Below are 17,159 nucleotides of genomic sequence, written 5' to 3'. Positions count from 1 at the left end.
GCAAACCCTTCCCATATTCGCGGCGTCGGGACAATCGAAGGGAACGCGGTTCTTGTTGCGGAAGATCGTAGCCCTCAAACGCGTCCTCTACGACGCGCTCGGCCATTTCAACACCGACGACGGCTGGGCAATGGCCAGCCATCTGGCGATCACCGCGCTGATGGCGCTTTTTCCTTTCCTGATCTTCGCCACGACGCTGGCGAGTTTTTTCGGCGCGCAGGCTTTCGCCGACACCGCCGTGCACCTTGTGTTCGACACATGGCCCGAGCAGATCGCCAAACCGATCGCGCGCGAGGTGCTCAACGTGCTTACCGTCCGGCGCAGTGACCTGTTGACCTACGGTATCGTGCTTGCCGGATATTTCGCCTCGAACGGCATCGAGGCGCTGCGCACCTCGCTCAACCGGGCCTATCGTGTCTCGGAAACGCGCGGCATCATCTATCGGCGGGTGCAGAGCATCATCTTCGTGCTGATCGCGACGGCCGGGTTTTTGGCCATCAGCGTGCTGCTGGTCTTCGCGCCATTGCTGGCACGGCTGGCCGAGTCGCATTTCGAATGGATAAAACCCTATATGGGCACGATCACGCTGTGGCGTTACGTCATCGCCTCGGTAGTCATCATCGGCGGCCTGTTCGCCGTGCATTTCTGGTTGCCGGCCGGCAAGCGCCGCTTCGTTTCGATCGTGCCTGGCATCATCTTCACGCTGGTCGGCTGGCTCATCGGGTCGACCATCTTCGCCGCCTATCTCGATCATTTCTCGTCCTATGTGACGACCTATGCCGGCCTCGCCTCGATCATGATCGCCGTCGTGTTCCTCTATATCGTCTCAGCGATCTTCATCCTCGGTGGCGAGCTCAACGCCGCGATCAGCCGCTATTTAGAGGCGCGTGCCCGCGTCGGTGGCTGAGCCGTCGCCAGCCCGACGCCGAGCGTCGCGATCGCCATGCCGGCGATCTGGAGCGGGCTCAAGTGCTCACCGAACAATGCCCAGGCGATGACCGCGGTGACAGCCGGCACGAGGTAAAACAGCGAGGCGACCTTCGACATTTCGCCGTCGCGGATCATCACCATCAACAGGAAGATGGCGCCGATCGACAGCACCAGCACGAGCCAGGTCATGGCGAAGATCAGTTCGCCGTTGACGATGACCGTTCGGGTCTCGAAGGCGAGCGAGGCCAGAGCCATCACCGATGCGCCGCCGACATATTGCCAGAACGTGGCAGCCACCAGATCGCCGCCGGAAGCAAAGCGCTTCTGCCAGATGGTGCCGGCGCTCATGCCGAGTACCGAGACCAGCGAGGCGCCCAGTGTCTCGGCCGTCACGCCGCCGCCGAGCGCACCGAGCTTCGGCCAAAGCACGATCACCACGCCGATCAACCCGAGGCCGAGACCGGCCCAGTGGCGCGGCAGGATGGCCTCGCCGAGAAGCCGGCCGGCGAGCACTGCCGTGATCAGCGGCTGCAGGCCGACGATCAGGGCTGAAAGTCCGGCGGGCATGCCCCGGTGGATTGCCCAGAACACGCCGCCGAGATAGATGCCATGCATCAGGATGCCGGCACCGGTCGCGTGCAGCGCCTCATCGCGGGTGGCGCGGCTCGAACCAAGTGCGGCCATCAAAGCGACAAGCAGGATTGCGGCCAGGACAAAGCGCGCGGCCAGGAACGTAAAGGGCTCCGCCCACGGCATGGCATAGCGCGCGCCGATGAAGCCGGTCGCCCACAGGACGACGAAAGAGGCGGGGATGAACCGCTTGAGGCTGTGCATTTCCGGAGGCCGCGATGAATTCGGGTGAGGGATCGACTGCGGCGACTGCTTAATGCCGTTCGGGCCGGCAAGCAAAACCAAACGGTTGATCCATAGAGTCATTTGAATTAAAGGAGCGCCGTTGATGGCCGCGAGCTCACCGGTCTAGTCTAGAGACCGACCAGCCGCTTGAGATCGGCGGGCGATGCGCCCGCCTTACGCTGGGCGGCAAGGCCGGTATTGCCAAGGCTCTTCGACAGTTTTCGTCCGTCCGGGCCGAGGATCAGGCGATGGTGAAAATAGGCCGGCTGCGGCAGGCCAAGCAGTTGCTGAAGCAGCCGCTGCACGCTGGTCGCGGAATAAAGGTCCTGGCCGCGCACGACATGGCTGACGCCCTGCAGCGCGTCGTCCATGGTGACGGCGAGGTGATAACTGGTCGGGATTTCGCGGCGCGCCACGACCACGTCGCCCCAATCCTGCGGATGGGCTTCGATACGACGCATCGCGGAGAGCGTCTCGTCCGTGTGTTCGGCCCATGACAGGTCCTTGCCGGCGCGCGCTATTGCCGCATCGACGTCCAGCCGCCAGGCAAATGGCACATTTTCGGCGACGCGCCGCTTGCGTTCGCTCGCCGTCAACGCCTTATCGGCGGCGGGATAGAGCGGCACGCCGTCCGGGTCGCGCGGCCAGTCGCGGCCACGCTTCTCGCTGTCGGCGATAAAGGCGCGGATCTCACTTCTGCTCATGAAGGCCGGGTAGACAAGTTCTTCCTTGATCAGCCGCTCGAGCATCGCCCGATATTCGGCAAAATGCTCGGACTGGCGGCGCACCGGTTCCTCCCAGCCAAGCCCCAGCCATTTCAGGTCGCGAAAAATGCCTGCCTCGAATTCCGGCGTGCAGCGCGTCGTGTCGATATCCTCGATGCGCAGCAGCAGGCGTCCGCCCGCCGCCTTTGCCAATTTCTGATTGAGCAGCGCCGAATAGGCATGGCCGAGATGCAGTTCGCCGTTCGGGCTCGGCGCGAAGCGGAATGTCAGCAGTGTCATTGTCCGGCGGCAATCGGGTTGTGTGGCGCTTTCGCCAATTGCTACTTTGCGCCGGTGGCGTCGTGCGTCCAGAGGGACACGTGACGAAGCGTGCGGCACTTTTGATTTTGGAACAAGCAGACATGCAACGCATCGCCAGTCTCGACGACATTGCGCAAGGGCTGGATAGGCTATGCTTACTCGACCCACGCCTGGAAAAAGTGCGCGGCATGGCCGGCGAGGTGCCGCTCAGGCTGTCGGAGCCGGGGTTCAGGAGCCTTGCCTCGATCGTCGTTTCACAACAAGTGTCCCGCGCGAGCGCCGATGCCATCTTCGGCCGGCTGACGAGACTGCTCGATCCGCTGACGCCGCAGGCGATACTTGCCGCCGACGAGGCGATCTTTCGCGAGGCCGGGCTGTCGCGGCCCAAGCAGCGCGGCCTGGTTGCCGTCGCCCGGGCGGTGGCCGACGGGCTCGACCTCGATCACCTCTGCCAACTCGATGCGACGGAGGCGATCGCAGCGATGACCAAGGTGGCGGGCATTGGCCCGTGGACGGCTGAAGTCTACCTTTTGTTTGCCGCCGGACACCCAGATATCTTTCCGGCGCGCGACGTTGCATTGCAGAGCGCGGTCGGCCATGCACTCGGCATCGACCCGCGTCCGCCGGAGAAAATGCTGATCCGGCTTGCCGAATCATGGAGCCCGTGGCGCGGTGTCGCATCGCGGCTTTTCTGGGCTTATTATCGCGAATTGAAGGGCAGGGATGCCGCGCCTCCGGCCTGAATCCGCAAAAAAGCATTGAAATCATGCGTTTTTGAGACCCGGCATGATCGACAATCCGCTTCACATCCCTGTCATGTCGGGCTTACAGTATCCGCGTCGACCGGTTCTAGGGTGAAGGAGGTCAACGACGTGACGGTTGCCGTATCTCCGGATGGGCTTCCAGCGCTGGTGCTGAATGCGGATTACCGTCCGCTCAGCTATTACCCCCTGTCGCTCTGGTCCTGGCAGGATGCCATCAAGGCGGTGTTCCTCGAGAGGGTGAACATCGTCGCCGAATACGAACACGCCGTCTCTTCACCGACCTTTTCGATGAAGCTGCCGAGCGTCGTCAGCCTGAAGGCTTACGTGAAGCCGTCGAGGCATCCGGCGTTTACCCGTTTCAACGTCTTCCTGCGTGACCGTTTCCAATGCCAATATTGCGGCACGCCGGACGATCTGACGTTCGACCATGTCATTCCTCGCCATCGCGGCGGCGCCACGACCTGGGAGAATGTCGTCGCTGCCTGCTCGCCCTGCAATCTGAGGAAGGGCGGCATGATGCCGGCCCACGCCAAGATGTGGCCGCTGCAGAAGCCCTACCAGCCGACGGTGCATGATTTGCATAATAACGGCCGGCTGTTCCCGCCCAACCATCTACACGAAAGCTGGATGGATTATCTGTACTGGGATGTCGAACTCGAACCATAGAGTTCGGCAGAAATCCGGCATGCCGGTCGCCTGACGCAGCTTTCTGCGCTTCCGGTGCTCACGTACTTTAGTACGCTCCACTCCGGTTCTCGAAAGCCACGTCATGCACTCCGGCCTGACGAATTTCTGGACGAACTCTGCGTTGCGCCGCTCAGTCGCGGGCGAAGGCGCTGCGGAAGGCTACGACTGCCAGGACAAAGCTGGCGATGGCGTTCCAGCCGGCCAGCGACAGGCCGAGGATGCGGAGCGCCGCCTTGTCGCAGGAGGGCGGGACGAATTTGTCGAGCGCATCGAGCACGCCCTTGCCGCCGGTGTCCACCGGCCCGGCGGCTGCGGTGCAATCGGCCGGGCCTGGCCACCACGCCCATTCGACGCCGGAGTGATAAACGCCGAGATAGACGCCGTAGAGCATCAGCAGGCCGCCAATAGCCAGCAGGCCACGGCTTACCCAGGCTGGCGCGTGAAGAGCCGACGCAAGCACCGCCAGCAGCATCAAGGGCACGCCGACGTAGTAAGGCGTGCGCTGCTCGAGGCAGAGCTTGCAGGGGATGTAGCCGCCGAGATACTGGAAGGCCAGCGCCGAGCCGACCGTGGCGGCCATGGCCACAGCGAGAAACAGGGCGGTGCGCAGCCGCTGGCGTCCGGTATCGGCATTCACGGTCGCTGTCATCGGACTCAGTCCATTCGGTTCGATGCCGTTCAGACGGCGTATTTGACGACGATATAGAGCAAAATCAGGGCAGCGGCGGCGGCGCCTGCAATCTGGCCGAGGCGCTTTTCGATGAAGTGGCGGATCGGCTCGCCATAGCGGCGCAAGAGCCACGCGAGAAACAGGAAGCGAGCACCGCGCGCCATGATTGCCAGCACGATGAACAGCAGCAAAGGAACACCGATGACGCCCGACAGGATCGTCACAACCTTGATCGGCGGCAGATGGGCGAGGCCGGAGGTGACCAGCATCAGGATGATGAAGCCGACACCCGATGAGACGCGCATCGCCTCGAACTCGTCATATTTGCCATAAAATTCGAGGATCGGCCGCGCCACCGCATCATAGGCATAATGGCCGATGAACCAGCCGGCGATGCCGCCCAGCACCGAGGCGACGGTGGCGACCAGCGCGTAACGATAGGCGCGATCCGGCCGTGACAGCGCCATCGGCAGATAGAGGACGTCGGCCGGCACCAGGAACACCGAGCTCTCGACGAAGGCGATGAAGGCCAGCCACCATTCGGCGGATTTGCTCGCCGCCAGCGACAAGGTCCAGTCGTAAAGTCCGCGAAGCATCGGCACTCCTAATGCACGCCCAAACCAGAAGCGGTCTTGGGATCACGACATGTACAAACAAGACTTGGAAGCGCCCCGCATCAACCTCGTCGGACAAGGTGCGCTTCAATGACATGCGCCGCCTGTCTAGAAAGATTTTCCGCGCTGCACAATGGCAGCTGCTTCACGAAATCGAAAGGCTGAGGCTTGAGCGAGCCCAGATGTCGGGATTTGGCCAGTTGACGAGCAAGCCATGGCGTCGAACACTTGCCCGCTGAAGTGCGTCAAGGCAGTTTCCAATTACATCGTGGGTTTTCCGGTCGAACACGATCCGTGTTTAAATACCGGCGATTGCTGTCGCATCCTCTCTCCCTGCTTCGCCCTTTGCGCCATGTCGTTGTCTGATTTCATTTATCGCCCTTTTGATTTGCGCCATGTCGTTGTCTGATTTCATTTATCGCCCTTTTGAAAAGCTCATCCGCCCGCTGGATATTCCACCCGCGCCGCTGCCTGCGAGCGGGCCGTTTGCACTGCTCCTGCATTTTGCGCGGATGTTCCGCGGCACCCTTGCGGCCATTACCGTCCTGATGATGGCGGTCGAGGGGATCAACCTTGCGACGATTTGGGGGGCCTCGTTCGTCGTCGATGGGGTGAGCGCGAAGGGCGCGGCGGTTTTCCTGCAGGAGGACTGGCCGACGCTGGTCGTGCTCGGCGTGCTGGTTTTCCCCGTGCTGCCGTTGCTCATCTTCGTGGGCAATGCGCTGAACTCGCAGACGGTGGCCGTATGCATGCCGGCGGCGATGCAGTGGCAGGGCCACAAGGCGGTGGAACGTCAGGATCTTGCCTTCTTCCACGACCTCTTCGCAGGTCAGGTGGCGTCGCGCATTTCGCAAGTCGCATCCGCCGTGCAGCAGCAGATCGTCGTGGCCTTCTACAGAATACCGCTGTTTCTGGTGCAACTCGTCGGTTCGCTCGTTCTGCTTGGCGCGTTGTCCTGGCCGCTGGCGCTTCCGGTTTTCCTCTGGATCTCCGCCAACATCGCCATTGCGGTGGTGGCGGTACCCCAATATTCCGAGCGGTCGCGCCGCTCGGCGCGGGGGCGAAGCCTCGTGGTCGGCGCCATGACCGACCTCTACAGCAACATTCAGATGGTCAAGCTGTTTGCGGCGGAAGACAGCGAGGCGGGCGCGATGCGGACCGTGATGGAAAACGCCATCGAGACCCAGCAGCGCGAAAGGCGCATCTATCTGACGACCGATATGGGCGTCGTCCTGCTCAACGTTGCCCTCTTTCTCACCAACGTTGCCATAGGGCTCTGGGGATTTGTCGCCGGCTTCGTCACGGTTGGTCAGTTCGCCGCTTCGATCGCCATCGTGCAGCGGCTCAATGCCAACTCCCGTGCCTTCCTGCAGATGGGCCAGCAGATTTTCCAGGCGGTGGGCACGATCCGCGACGCAATGCCGGTCGTGACGACGCCGCCGACCATAAAAGACGCGCCGAACGCCAAGCCGCTCGACGTCACGGCCGGCGAAGTCGAGTTCAAGAACATCCAGTTCGAATACCGCGAGGGGCAACGGGTGATCGAAGACCTGTCGCTCACCGTGCGCGCAGGCGAGAAGGTCGGGCTCGTCGGCCTCTCCGGGGCCGGCAAGTCGACCCTTGTCAGCCTGCTCCTGAGGTTCTTCGAGCTGAAGGGCGGCGCGATCCTGATCGATGGGCAGGATCTCCGCAGCGTGACCCAGGCCAGCCTTCGGGAGAGCATCGGCGTCGTCACCCAGGACGTCTCACTGCTGCATCGCTCCGTCGGCGACAACATCCGTTATGGCCGGCCCGATGCCCCGCCGGAGGCGTTGGAGCGCGCCGCGATGCTGGCCGAGGCCGACGGCTTCATCGCCGATCTCAGAGATGGCGAAGGCCGCACCGGCTACAACGCTTTCGTCGGCGACCGCGGGGTGAAACTTTCCGGCGGCCAGCGTCAGCGCGTCGCGATCGCCCGGGTGTTGCTCAAGGACGCGCCAATCCTGGTTCTCGATGAGGCGACGTCCGCATTGGACAGCGAGGCCGAGGCGGCGGTCCAGGACAAGCTCGCTCTTCTGATGGAAGGCAAAACTGTGATCGCCATCGCCCATCGCCTGTCGACGATTGCCAGGATGGACCGGATCGTCGTCCTCGACAAAGGCCGCATCGTCGAGGAGGGAAAACCATCGGCGCTGCTGGAGCGCGACGGGCTCTATGCCCGACTGTGGAAGCTTCAGACCGGCGGCTATATTGCCGACGCCCTCGAGGAGATGTGAGCCGCCCTCGGTGATGATGTTTTGCTCATGGCCGGCTCGATACATTCTGCTTTCACTCCGGAAACCGGACTTGGCTGAACTCGTTTCCACCATAACGTTCGGAAGCCGATCCCAACTTCATCGCTCATGAGCGAAGCCATAATCCCGAACTCCCGTGCCGCCATTCTCGAGCGGCGATCTGCCGGCGCGCTGACATGGTCCGGCCCCGCCCTGATGTTGTTCGCGCGGTCGGCTTTCGCTGTTGCCGCGCAGGGCCTGGTTGCGGCCGTGTACGCTGCGCACGGTTCGGCGACGCCCTGGCGCGACGCAGGGGCTTGGCTGCCGGTATACGGCAGCTTGATCGACGCGGGCTGCCTTGGACTCCTTTGGTGCCTTGCGCGGCGCGAGGGCATCACGTTGCTCGATTTGGTCGGTTTCGATCGCAACCGCTTGGGGCGCGATCTGTTGTTGGACGTTGCGCTCATCCTCCCGAGCCTCGTTTTCATCTACGTTGGGATCACCGCCAGCAGCCTGTTGGTCTATGGCAACCCTGACGCACCGCAAATATACGGACCTTTGCCGCTCTTGCCTGCGCTCTACGGGGTGCTGATCTTTCCGTTGGTCTGGGGCATTACGGAGCAGACCACCTATAACGGCTATCTTCTGCCGCGTTTCCAAGTCTTGTCGGGAAGCACGGGATTTGCCGTTGCCGTCGTAGCGTTTTCCTGGTCGTTTCAGCATGCGGTGATGCCGCTGACGTTCGACCCACACTTCATGCTCTACCGGCTCTTGGCACCGATCGCGCATTCGACATTCATCACCCTCGTGTACCTGCGCGTGCGCCGCATCCTGCCGCTGGCGACGGCGCATTGGCTCATGGATGGGGCGTCGGTATTCATCGGCATTCTGTGGCCGCTGTTGCGGTAGAAGGGTTCAAACGGGCTGAGATGCCCACTTTAGACCGAAGCCTCCGATCGACGAAATCGAAAGCCTGGGTTTGAGCTACATGGGGTCTCGGGAATTGGCCAGTTGACGAACAGGCCTCCAACCGTATAGTCCGCGCCCATCCAGGCCGCCCGGCCTGAGCCCCTATGGCGGAATTGGTAGACGCGCTCGACTCAAAATCGAGTTCCGCAAGGAGTGCTGGTTCGATCCCGGCTAGGGGCACCATTTTTAAATTCCCACCCACTTCTTATTGAACCTAATGGCGTGGGTGGGATCGTCCACGACGCCCTCGACGGCCACCGAATGGTTGCGTCTTGCCTGTTGCCGCAAGCTGCCCAAGCTTCCGCTGAACGGTGCGCGGACCAGCCCCAAGCGCAATCTGGCGTTCCTCACCGCACGCGATCAGGCGTGCCGCGGTCCCGCAAAAAGACGTTGCCGCAAAGTCGATCGCTGCCCGACGGACATGTTTCCTCCCGCGAACTACCCACCAGACCCGGCCCACGGATGCAACCTCGGGAGGTGAGATATGCGGGCATTATGGCACGATGCGAAACAGCTTCGTCTTGGATCGTGCTGCGGGCCGGAGCCGCCGCCGTGCCTAGCGCAGGGCCGCCACGACGTCGGCGAAGTCGGCCCGCTTGCCATTGCCGGCGCGACGCAATTGCACCTCGACCGGCTTGCCGTCGGATTGGTCGCAGTAGACGATGGGTCCGGGCCGCACCCATTTGTCGCCCCACTCGGTCAGCGCGATAATGACCGTTTTGAATTCCAGCCCCTTCCGGGTCAGGACGTAGTCGGCCTGCTCGCCGGCGGCACCCGGGCGACGGTCCATCAGGCCGGCCTCGACGAAATCCTCGAGGCGCTTGGCCAGGATGTTGGTGGCGATCCCCAGGCTCTTCTGGAATTGCGAAAAGCGCGTGCAGCCGCCGAATATCGCGTCGCGCAGGATCAACAGGCTCCAGCGCTCGCCGACCAGTTCCAGGGCGCGTGAGGCCGAGCAGTTTTGTTTTTCATAGAGACGACCAAGCATGGTGTGAACATACCCTATTGACTTGCATCATGCAAGTATGCATTGTGCTTGCATGATGCAAGCGACAGAGGTCGAGAGAGTGTCGCTCCACTTCATCGCCCGAGATTTCGGGTGTCCATCAACCAATCAGATCCAGACAGGAGATATGTTATGAAAAAGGAAGAAGATTACACGACGTCATTCGTCGTTAAGCAAAGCCCCGAAGAGGTTTTTGCCGCGGTTGTCAATCCGCGAGCCTGGTGGTCGGAAGATATAGATGGCGATACCAACAAGCTCGGTGCGATATTCTACTATCATTTCAAGGATATCCACCGCGGCACATTCAAGGTCACGGAGCTTGTGCCTGGCAAGAAGGTCGTCTGGCACGTCGTCCAGAACTACTTCAACTTCGTCAAGGATGCGACCGAGTGGACCGGCACGGACGTGGTCTTCGAGATCGCGCCGACCGAAAAGGGGACCGAGCTGCGTTTCACCCATGTCGGGCTGACGCCGAGTGAAGAATGCTACGATGTCTGCCATGACTCGTGGCGCTTCTATGTCGCGAGTCTCCGCGACCTGATTTCGACGGGCAAGGGGCAACCCAACAAGGGCGAAGAGAACGCCAACCCAACGGTTGTGCCGCAAAACGAGGACCTCGGCGCCGTCGAGCGCAAGGCGGCAGGCGATGGCGCCGGGATGATCGTCATGACGACGGCAGCGGCGAAGCCTGGCATCGAAAGCAAGGTGCGGAATGCCCTGCGGGACGTGGCGGGGGCGGCCCGCAAGCAAAGCGGGTGCATCGACTATAGCGTCTTTCGCTCGGAGGCAGAGCCCAACGTTACCATCTGCGTCGAGCGCTGGGCATCGAAGCAGGAGCGCGACGCTTTTCTACGCTCGGCGGACGCGAAGAATTTCGTTTCGGCCATAACCGGCGCCTTCCTGGAGCGGCCTTCGCCGATCTCCTACACGACGTTGGAAGTCGGGTCCTAGTTGCAAGGTTCGCCCGGCGACGGCGCCGGCTGCCCTGGAGCAATGCAATGGGGAGACGGCGTCCAAGCGTGTGAACAGAAAACCATAGCCTACTTGCATGATGCAAGAACGAATAGCTTGTATTTATGCAAGAGGAGGAGAGATCGCCGTGCCGAAATCGATGGAAGTCACAAACAAAGCCGTTCTCGTGACCGGGGCCAATCGCGGCCTCGGCAAGGCGCTGGTCGAGGAAATATTGAGGCGGGGTGCCAAGCGCGTCTATGCCGGCGCGCGCAAACCGCTCGCCCACGCGGATCGGCGCGTCACGCCGCTGATCCTGGACGTGACCGATGCGGTGCAGATTGGGGCGGCTGTCGAGCGGATCGGGTCTCTCGATATCCTCATCAACAACGCCGGCATCGGGCTCTACGACGATCTTGGCGATCGTGCTGCGCTCGAGCGACACCTCGCCGTCAACCTGCTCGGCGTGCATGGCGTAACCCACGCATTCCTGCCGCTGCTCACGCATTCGCGCGGCGCCGTGGTCAACATCCTGTCGGAAGCGGCTCTCGTTCCCTTCCCGATTATTCCGTCTTACTCACTATCGAAGGCCGCCGCGTTTTCCATGACGCAATCGCTGCGTGCTCTCGCCGGCGCTCGTGGCGTGAGCGTTCATGCAGTCCTGTCCGGTCCCATCGACACCGACATGAGCAGAGACGCCGATATACCGAAGAGCTCCGCGGAGAGCGTCGCGAAAGGCATCCTGGACGGCATGGCGCGAGGGGAAGAGGAAATCTTCCCTGATCCAAAATCGGCATCCATGGCCGAGAGCTGGCGCGGCAGCGCGTTCAAAGCGCTCGAACGCCAGATGGCGGCTTTCGTCCAAGCCATGCCCACCAAGCCATAGGCGACTGGCCATCGATGCGCTGCCAGCATTTGCAATTCAGCGCCCCACAGTGGAGTGGAACGTCATGCTGTTGAACGCAACCTTCCCCGGTTTTCACCAGCGGATCACGATGACTTTGTCGGTCCCGTTGGCGAGTTCGACAGCTTCGGTGCCATCCGGTTTGCGGCTTTGGATTCTGGCGCTCTCGACAGCTTCAACGCCAACAACGTTGACTGCAAAGGCTTCATCGATTTCGGCGGCACAGACCAAGGTGTCCGGCGGCAGGTCCTTTACTTGATCCAACAACTCGCGAAGCTTCATGGTCGAATCTCCTTGGCGATAGCAGGAATGAGCAGCACGCTTTCGCCGCACATTCGGAACCATGTCCCTTGAGAAAGGTTCCCGATGAGGTGGAGATGCCGCAGAATGGGACGAACACGGCGATCCGCCCGTCGCGATGATGTGAACGCGCCGTGCGAAGCATCTGTCTCAAATCCCTGTCCCTAATGCTGCCGGCGCAATTCCTTGTTGATCATGCCGCCCATCGCTAGACCGACCGCCATCACCGCAAAAGTCGCCGCGATAGATCGCTTCGGCAGCACCGTCTCCCAACCTGGCGTCAACCGCTTCGGCACGAAGCCATAATCTGTTGCCGCGGCAATGGCCGCTGCCGCCAACGCATCGCGAAATATCAGAAGCGACGGACGCGACGGCCTCGAGGCGAGCCATAGTTCGAAAAGGAATGCCCAGAAGATGGAGGAAGCGTGATGCGTGCCATAGCCGACGAGCGTGTGCGCCACGTCACCGCGCCGCACCGACGCGGCCTGTTCGCCGTAGAGCCAGTGGCTGGTCGCATTCGTGGGCTGCAGGGCGCCTTTGCCTTCCCGCCTGGCAAGCAGGGCCAATGCAGCTGTCGTGGCGAAGCTGACGATCGTACCCGAAACGGCTGCGGACAATCCTGTCCGGATCAGACTTTTCACTTGGTCCTCCGTCGTTTCGCGGTCGGCTCCTTGGAACGCCTTTGTGAATTCGCGGCAGTGTCGTGATTGCCAAAACGGCAAAACGAGTCCGAAGTTCCGGGAACGGACTTTTGGTTGGACGTTATCCCAGGAGCGTCCTCCGGGATAACGCCTTTGAAGTCCGGCTGCCTTTCCTCGCAAGCTACGGATCGTACCCTGAGCCGCTATTACATCGGCCCCGGCACCATCTTGGTCGGCTGCTCAGGCATCGGAAACGGATAGTTGTCGCATTTCACGTCCGGGTTCGTCGGGCTGAACATTCCGAGCGGGTTGTCCTTGAACAGCCAGGCGTGAAGGTCGTAGTGGTGGAACTCCTTCGGGATGAGCGGGTAATGCCCCTCCATCGGCCCCTGGAATGTCTGGCCGAAGAGCTTCGGCGGCTCCTTTGTGTCCGGCGTCAAGGGCACGAGCCATTCCGCGCCGACCAGGCGCAATTCGCCGCCGACCGGCTCATAGATCAGCACATTGGGGCGCGTCGGATCCGCGGTCGGGCCGACAGTCGTGACATTGACGAAATGGATGCCCATCGCGCCCTTCGGGTAGTCCATCGCCCCCTCTACCTTTTCGCCGCTGTAGAAGACGCATCCTACCGTCGATAGATAAAGCTCGCGAATGGCAACCTTGTAGTCTTCATACCTGGACAGCGATTTACGCAGGGCATCGATCTCGGCTTTGTCGGGTTCGGCCGCCCGAGGAGTGGCGGCGTTCAGACACGCGCCAATGAGACCTGCCAAGGTGAGGATACCGACACGCCTGAGGTGAGTTGTTTTCATCATGCATTCCTCCCAGATTTTTTTCTTCTGGCCGTGCAGGACCGAGGCGGCAGTGATGCTGGACGCGCGGCCGTAATTGATCGCCTCATCCCGGTTGGGACTGCGTCGATGCTAATCCTTTCCGCTGATCGGGAGAATTAACCCTGACGACCTAGGCCCGAGAGAGCCGACGGTGCAGAGACGGACGGTCGGGCCCACTTTGGACCCCATGCACTAGCGCCGGCGCAGCAGGCTCCTCATCCGGTTGCGCAGCAGGCGCGCCATGTTGCGGGTTTCGCGGTAGAGGTGAAGCTGCGACGCCGCCTGGCGGGCGGGGCGGTCGGCGTCCGGCGTCAGCCCGATCACCAGCGTGCCCATCGGCTTGCGTTCGCTCCACAGCCGGCTCATCACCGGATGGTCGGGCACCGCGCAGGAATCGGTCATCATGATGTTGGGGTCGTCGAGATGCTGCCTGGTCACCTCGATCATCAGCAGCGTGCCCGGCGAATAGGCAGCGAGCGTCTCGTCATAGGCGGTCTTCCAGGTGTAGGCGACGCCGGCCTCCACAAAGACGATCAGGCAGGCGATGGTGCGGCCGTCGAGCGTCAGCGAATGGATGCGGCAGAGATCCTGCTCGGCCAGCCGGTGCACCGCCTCGCGGGCGAAGGCGGCGCGGTAGCGGTCGATCGCCATGGCGGTGCGCTCGCGGCCTTTCCAGCCGGCAGCCTCCAGCGTCAGGAAATTTTCGATGGCGTGGCGGATCTCGTCAGGCCCGCGCGCCACGACATGCTCCAGCCGGCCGAGGTCGGCGAGGCGGCGCTTCAGGCGGCGGAACTCGCGATAATGGTGCGCGCGCAGCGAAGCTTTCAGATATTCCTCGCCATCGAGCTCGCTTTCGAGCACCGGGCGCTCGGCCTTGCCGGTGGTGACCAGCGTCAGGCCGCGCGATTCGGCGACGCTGGCGAGCAGGCTCGCCACCGGGCCATCCAGCCTTATGTCGGGCAGCACGAAGACCTTCGGCAGCTTGAGATGCGGCCTCGACAGCATCGCGAAGAAATCCTCGATGACGCCGATCGGATCGTCGCGGTCGACCAGGGGCGTGCCGATCGGGCCGAACGGGCTCGACCAGGTGCGCATGACGGGAACCCCGAGCGGCACCACCGGTCGCTCGACCGAGAACGGCACCAGCAGGCGCAGCCGGTTGCGATACTGGTCACCGTCCCGGATGACGGCCAGCCGCACCTCGCGGTCCTCGAGCCTGGGCATGGCCGGCGCCAGGAAGCGCGGATTGAAGAAGACGTTGGACTCGATCGTGCGGGTACAGAGATAGTCGAGCTCCTCGACCAGGTCGAAGCCGGCGGAGGCCGGATAGATGGCAAGCTTGCGCTCGGGCCGGTTGTTGGCGAGGATCTCGACATGGGCGGGATCGGCTTCGCGGGCAAGCCCGGCAAGGCCGGACACCATGGCGCCGGCCGGGCCGCCGCTGGTTTCCTCGAGCAAGGGGACGGCAGCCATCAGGCGGCTCCTTTGGCGGGCACGAAAATGACCATGGCGATGCCGAGCTTGCGCCAGACCGTAAAGGACAGCGCGCCGGCCTCGAAGATCATGGCGAAGACGGTGGCCATCGCCGCGCCCCACAGACCGAAGAGCGGGATCAGCACGACGCTAAGCGCGATGTTGAAGGCCAGCGTCAGGGCATAGACAGCGGCACAGATATTCTGGTTGCCGCTCATGGTGAGCAGGCTTTCGCAAGGGCCGACGGCGGCCCGCGCGACGACGCCGAGCACCAGCAGGAACAGCAGCGGATAGCCGGCGGAAAATTCGGGACCGAACAGGGTCAGCATCGGCTCGCCCAGGGCCAGCACGAGCAGCGCCATCGCCAGCGACGGCCAGAAGGTCCACGACACCGTTTCGCGGGCGAAGGCGGCGAGCTTTTGCGGCTCGCCATGGGTGAACTGCGCATAGCGCTGGGCGACGCCGGCCTTGACGGCGAAATAGACGAAATGCACCAGCGCCAGCGTCTTGACGGTGGCGAAATAGACGGCGACGTCGTTGGGATCGAGATAGGCGCCGACCATCAGCACGTCGGCATTGGTGAGCAGGAAGAAGAAGCTCTCGACCAGGAAGATCGGCAGCGAGACGATGAACCATTGGCCGAAATGCAGCTTCATCGGCCCGGCCGGAATTCTTTTGTCGATGCGCGAGGTGACGCCGACGAGCTGACCGAGCGTGGTGGCGTAGGTGGCGGCGATCGCGGCGAAGATCGCCGTTCTGGCGTCCGGCGCGTAGCCCGCCAGCAGCATCAGCGCCATGAACGCCAGGATCAGCAGCGGCCGCACCAGGAATGTCGGCGACAGCGCAAACAGCGCCCAGGAATTGGCCCGCGCCAGCCCTTGCAGCAGGTCGGACATGGCGATCATCGGCAGGCAGATGATGCCGAGGATGAACGGCACGACATAATAGTTCTCGATAAAGGGCGACAGCAGCCAGACGCCGAGCGCGCCGAGGCCGGCGATCACCGTCGAGGCAATCAGCACGAACAGCCGGCTGGCCCGCACGATGCCGCGCAATTCGGCCAGCATGCCGCGCTCGCGATATTCGGGAATGAAGCGGATGATCGAGGTGTGAAAGCCGAGGCAGGCGAGATTGCCGACGATGACCATCGTCACCCACACGAGGACGAAAATGCCGTATTCGAACGACCCCATCCAGCGCGCCATCAAAACCTGGCTGACGAAGGCGATGACGGCGCTGACGATGCGGACCGAAAAGGCGATCAGCGACATGCGGCCGGCCTCGCCGCGCGCGCCGGCGCTGAACAGGACGGCATCGATCAGGCCAAGCAGCGGCCTGATGCGCAGCGCAACGCGCTGCGGCAGGAACCGCCCGGCTGTCGTCGCCGCGGAAAAGCGCACCCCGATACTCTCCGTTTTCCGCCAATTTACAGGGTGTTGGTGTAGCGGAGACACATTAAGGAACGGTTGGGTGGGCTTTCCTTCGCCCCGTCTCGGGGAGAAGGCGCCGGCAGGCGGATGAGGGGCGGGTGCGCTGCTTCATATTCATCATTCGCGCAACCCTTCACCCTGCTCGGTAGTGTCTCAGTTTGAAATACGCGGAAACGCCTATCTCGTTTGCCCCATATGCCAAAACGCCTATATGCTTAGCGGAACGCATGGCAGCAACAATGGTCTACACTGTCATCTGGTATGGAAGGCAGGGCATCGTCGACAAGGTGATCTTCGACGAGGAGAAGACCGCGAAAGATCATGCAACCTCCATGTTCCAAACCCGAAAGGGTGACGATGGAATCGTGTCCGTTGAAGTTCGTAAGGACAACGGCGCTGTCGTCTTTAGCCATGCGGAGAACTAGGAATGCCAACCGGACCTAAAGGCCAGGAAGGATGTTCTGCCACCACTTACCAGCTCACAAACAAGCTCATCAAGATCGGTGCCGAGGTTATCAGCCATGGGTGTTATGTCGCCTTCCAGATGCGGAGGTCGCTATCCCGAGGCAACTCTTCCCCGACATCCTGCGGCTGATCGCGGAACTCCGGCCATCGCCCTATCCATCACCGGCGTGACCGGCCCGGTTGTCATGCGTTTCAGCAAAACCAGGGGAGAACTATGCCTTGAAGAAAGCGAAATCGACATCCTCGGCCAGCAGCGGGCAGACATCACGACTTTGGCCGATCACCAACGCCATTTTTGCCGGGTCTGGTCTTGCAACTGGTGCCAGTTTGCGCAAACCTCAGTCTCAACAGACCGGTAATCCGGTGGATGCCTGATTACCTGAATCTGGG

Annotated in this window: 19 protein-coding genes, 1 tRNA gene and 1 pseudogene; 11 read left to right on the top strand and 10 right to left on the bottom strand. The window is 62.2% G+C overall.

Annotation, left to right across the window (positions count from 1 at the left end; genetic code table 11):
• Nucleotides 1-52 precede the first annotated feature (52 nt).
• Nucleotides 53-907 carry a YihY/virulence factor BrkB family protein gene (locus NKJ91_RS18160; RefSeq protein WP_292656768.1) on the top strand — a complete coding sequence of 285 codons (855 nt, stop codon included), beginning with the start codon at nt 53-55 and terminating at the stop codon, nt 905-907.
• Here NKJ91_RS18160 and NKJ91_RS18155 read toward each other — a convergent pair.
• Nucleotides 874-1,764 carry a DMT family transporter gene (locus NKJ91_RS18155; RefSeq protein WP_352456675.1) on the bottom strand — a complete coding sequence of 297 codons (891 nt, stop codon included), beginning with the start codon at nt 1,762-1,764 and terminating at the stop codon, nt 874-876. The two genes, NKJ91_RS18160 and NKJ91_RS18155, sit on opposite strands and share 34 nt — an antisense overlap.
• Before the next feature lie 149 nt (nt 1,765-1,913).
• A complete protein-coding gene (gene gluQRS / locus NKJ91_RS18150; protein WP_352456674.1) occupies nt 1,914-2,789 on the bottom strand; it encodes a tRNA glutamyl-Q(34) synthetase GluQRS in 876 nt (291 codons plus the stop codon).
• 122 nt (nt 2,790-2,911) lie between these two features.
• On the opposite strand from gluQRS, the gene NKJ91_RS18145 reads away from it, so the two are divergent.
• Nucleotides 2,912-3,553, top strand: a complete 642-nt coding sequence (locus NKJ91_RS18145) for a DNA-3-methyladenine glycosylase family protein (protein ID WP_352456673.1) — start codon at nt 2,912-2,914, stop codon at nt 3,551-3,553.
• A 129-nt stretch (nt 3,554-3,682) separates the two neighbouring features.
• Nucleotides 3,683-4,240 carry an HNH endonuclease gene (locus tag NKJ91_RS18140; protein WP_023677956.1) on the top strand — a complete coding sequence of 186 codons (558 nt, stop codon included), beginning with the start codon at nt 3,683-3,685 and terminating at the stop codon, nt 4,238-4,240.
• 151 nt (nt 4,241-4,391) lie between these two features.
• Here the strand turns inward: NKJ91_RS18140 and NKJ91_RS18135 are convergent, their stop codons facing one another.
• Nucleotides 4,392-4,910: a disulfide bond formation protein B gene (locus NKJ91_RS18135; protein WP_352456672.1), complete on the bottom strand. Its 519-nt coding sequence runs from the start codon at nt 4,908-4,910 to the stop codon at nt 4,392-4,394.
• Between the two features lie 29 nt (nt 4,911-4,939).
• Nucleotides 4,940-5,527, bottom strand: a complete 588-nt coding sequence (locus NKJ91_RS18130; RefSeq protein WP_352456671.1) for a YqaA family protein — start codon at nt 5,525-5,527, stop codon at nt 4,940-4,942.
• A gap of 413 nt (nt 5,528-5,940) precedes the next feature.
• On the opposite strand from NKJ91_RS18130, the gene NKJ91_RS18125 reads away from it, so the two are divergent.
• The 3 genes from NKJ91_RS18125 (at nt 5,941) to NKJ91_RS18115 (ending at nt 8,949) form a co-directional block, all read left to right on the top strand.
• Nucleotides 5,941-7,800: an ABC transporter ATP-binding protein gene (locus NKJ91_RS18125; protein ID WP_352456670.1), complete on the top strand. Its 1,860-nt coding sequence runs from the start codon at nt 5,941-5,943 to the stop codon at nt 7,798-7,800.
• Between the two features lie 126 nt (nt 7,801-7,926).
• On the top strand, nt 7,927-8,706 hold the full coding sequence (locus NKJ91_RS18120) for a CPBP family glutamic-type intramembrane protease (RefSeq protein ID WP_352456669.1): 780 nt from the start codon (nt 7,927-7,929) through the stop codon (nt 8,704-8,706).
• 158 nt (nt 8,707-8,864) lie between these two features.
• Nucleotides 8,865-8,949 (top strand) — tRNA-Leu (locus tag NKJ91_RS18115).
• A gap of 373 nt (nt 8,950-9,322) precedes the next feature.
• Here NKJ91_RS18115 and NKJ91_RS18110 read toward each other — a convergent pair.
• Nucleotides 9,323-9,754: a winged helix-turn-helix transcriptional regulator gene (locus NKJ91_RS18110; RefSeq protein WP_352456668.1), complete on the bottom strand. Its 432-nt coding sequence runs from the start codon at nt 9,752-9,754 to the stop codon at nt 9,323-9,325.
• Nucleotides 9,755-9,904: 150 nt separating this feature from the next.
• Here NKJ91_RS18110 and NKJ91_RS18105 point away from each other — a divergent pair, with 150 nt between their 5' ends.
• Complete coding sequence (locus tag NKJ91_RS18105; protein ID WP_352456667.1) at nt 9,905-10,723, top strand: antibiotic biosynthesis monooxygenase; 819 nt, start codon at nt 9,905-9,907, stop codon at nt 10,721-10,723.
• 148 nt (nt 10,724-10,871) lie between these two features.
• Complete coding sequence (locus NKJ91_RS18100; RefSeq protein WP_352456666.1) at nt 10,872-11,609, top strand: SDR family NAD(P)-dependent oxidoreductase; 738 nt, start codon at nt 10,872-10,874, stop codon at nt 11,607-11,609.
• Between the two features lie 93 nt (nt 11,610-11,702).
• Here NKJ91_RS18100 and NKJ91_RS18095 read toward each other — a convergent pair whose 3' ends face one another.
• The 5 genes from NKJ91_RS18095 to NKJ91_RS18075 form a co-directional block, all read right to left on the bottom strand.
• On the bottom strand, nt 11,703-11,909 hold the full coding sequence (locus NKJ91_RS18095; RefSeq protein ID WP_023677964.1) for a hypothetical protein: 207 nt from the start codon (nt 11,907-11,909) through the stop codon (nt 11,703-11,705).
• Nucleotides 11,910-12,091: 182 nt separating this feature from the next.
• Nucleotides 12,092-12,568 (bottom strand): hypothetical protein, encoded by a 477-nt coding sequence (locus NKJ91_RS18090; protein WP_023677965.1) that lies wholly within the window; start codon nt 12,566-12,568, stop codon nt 12,092-12,094.
• A gap of 206 nt (nt 12,569-12,774) precedes the next feature.
• Complete coding sequence (locus tag NKJ91_RS18085; RefSeq protein ID WP_352456665.1) at nt 12,775-13,383, bottom strand: hypothetical protein; 609 nt, start codon at nt 13,381-13,383, stop codon at nt 12,775-12,777.
• A 210-nt stretch (nt 13,384-13,593) separates the two neighbouring features.
• Nucleotides 13,594-14,874: a GNAT family N-acetyltransferase gene (locus tag NKJ91_RS18080; RefSeq protein WP_352456664.1), complete on the bottom strand. Its 1,281-nt coding sequence runs from the start codon at nt 14,872-14,874 to the stop codon at nt 13,594-13,596.
• Nucleotides 14,874-16,274, bottom strand: a complete 1,401-nt coding sequence (locus NKJ91_RS18075) for a lipopolysaccharide biosynthesis protein (RefSeq protein WP_352456663.1) — start codon at nt 16,272-16,274, stop codon at nt 14,874-14,876. The genes NKJ91_RS18080 and NKJ91_RS18075 overlap by 1 nt, the downstream gene beginning before the upstream one ends.
• A gap of 269 nt (nt 16,275-16,543) precedes the next feature.
• Here NKJ91_RS18075 and NKJ91_RS18070 point away from each other — a divergent pair, with 269 nt between their 5' ends.
• The 3 genes and pseudogenes from NKJ91_RS18070 to NKJ91_RS18060 all read left to right on the top strand — a co-directional run bounded on the left by NKJ91_RS18070 (nt 16,544) and on the right by NKJ91_RS18060 (nt 17,144).
• On the top strand, nt 16,544-16,729 hold the full coding sequence (locus tag NKJ91_RS18070; RefSeq protein ID WP_352456662.1) for a hypothetical protein: 186 nt from the start codon (nt 16,544-16,546) through the stop codon (nt 16,727-16,729).
• Between the two features lie 53 nt (nt 16,730-16,782).
• A pseudogene (locus NKJ91_RS18065) lies at nt 16,783-16,940 on the top strand (IS1380-like element ISCARN79 family transposase); the annotation flags it as partial.
• A 48-nt stretch (nt 16,941-16,988) separates the two neighbouring features.
• Entirely contained in the window at nt 16,989-17,144 is a 156-nt protein-coding gene (locus NKJ91_RS18060) for a hypothetical protein (RefSeq protein WP_352456661.1), read from the top strand.
• The last annotated feature ends 15 nt before the right edge of the window (nt 17,145-17,159 follow it).

The organism is Mesorhizobium sp. M0040 (assembly GCF_040323505.1).
In the GTDB taxonomy this organism is placed as follows: Bacteria; Pseudomonadota; Alphaproteobacteria; order Rhizobiales; family Rhizobiaceae; genus Mesorhizobium.
The sequence above is the reverse complement of the archived record's forward strand: the minus strand, read 5'-3'. Positions and strand labels throughout refer to the sequence as shown.

Excerpts from the sequence above, each read along its gene's own strand:
- NKJ91_RS18120 (WP_352456669.1), top strand. The coding sequence starts at position 7,927 with ATGAGCGAAGCCATAATCCCGAACTCCCGTGCCGCCATTCTCGAGCGG.
- NKJ91_RS18145 (WP_352456673.1), top strand. The coding sequence starts at position 2,912 with ATGCAACGCATCGCCAGTCTCGACGACATTGCGCAAGGGCTGGATAGG.
- NKJ91_RS18125 (WP_352456670.1), top strand. The coding sequence starts at position 5,941 with ATGTCGTTGTCTGATTTCATTTATCGCCCTTTTGAAAAGCTCATCCGC.
- NKJ91_RS18130 (WP_352456671.1), bottom strand. The coding sequence starts at position 5,527 with ATGCTTCGCGGACTTTACGACTGGACCTTGTCGCTGGCGGCGAGCAAA.
- NKJ91_RS18155 (WP_352456675.1), bottom strand. The coding sequence starts at position 1,764 with ATGCACAGCCTCAAGCGGTTCATCCCCGCCTCTTTCGTCGTCCTGTGG.
- NKJ91_RS18085 (WP_352456665.1), bottom strand. The coding sequence starts at position 13,383 with ATGATGAAAACAACTCACCTCAGGCGTGTCGGTATCCTCACCTTGGCA.
- NKJ91_RS18105 (WP_352456667.1), top strand. The coding sequence starts at position 9,905 with ATGAAAAAGGAAGAAGATTACACGACGTCATTCGTCGTTAAGCAAAGC.
- NKJ91_RS18070 (WP_352456662.1), top strand. The coding sequence starts at position 16,544 with ATGGTCTACACTGTCATCTGGTATGGAAGGCAGGGCATCGTCGACAAG.
- NKJ91_RS18135 (WP_352456672.1), bottom strand. The coding sequence starts at position 4,910 with ATGACAGCGACCGTGAATGCCGATACCGGACGCCAGCGGCTGCGCACC.
- NKJ91_RS18080 (WP_352456664.1), bottom strand. The coding sequence starts at position 14,874 with ATGGCTGCCGTCCCCTTGCTCGAGGAAACCAGCGGCGGCCCGGCCGGC.
- NKJ91_RS18095 (WP_023677964.1), bottom strand. The coding sequence starts at position 11,909 with ATGAAGCTTCGCGAGTTGTTGGATCAAGTAAAGGACCTGCCGCCGGAC.
- gluQRS (WP_352456674.1), bottom strand. The coding sequence starts at position 2,789 with ATGACACTGCTGACATTCCGCTTCGCGCCGAGCCCGAACGGCGAACTG.
- NKJ91_RS18110 (WP_352456668.1), bottom strand. The coding sequence starts at position 9,754 with ATGCTTGGTCGTCTCTATGAAAAACAAAACTGCTCGGCCTCACGCGCC.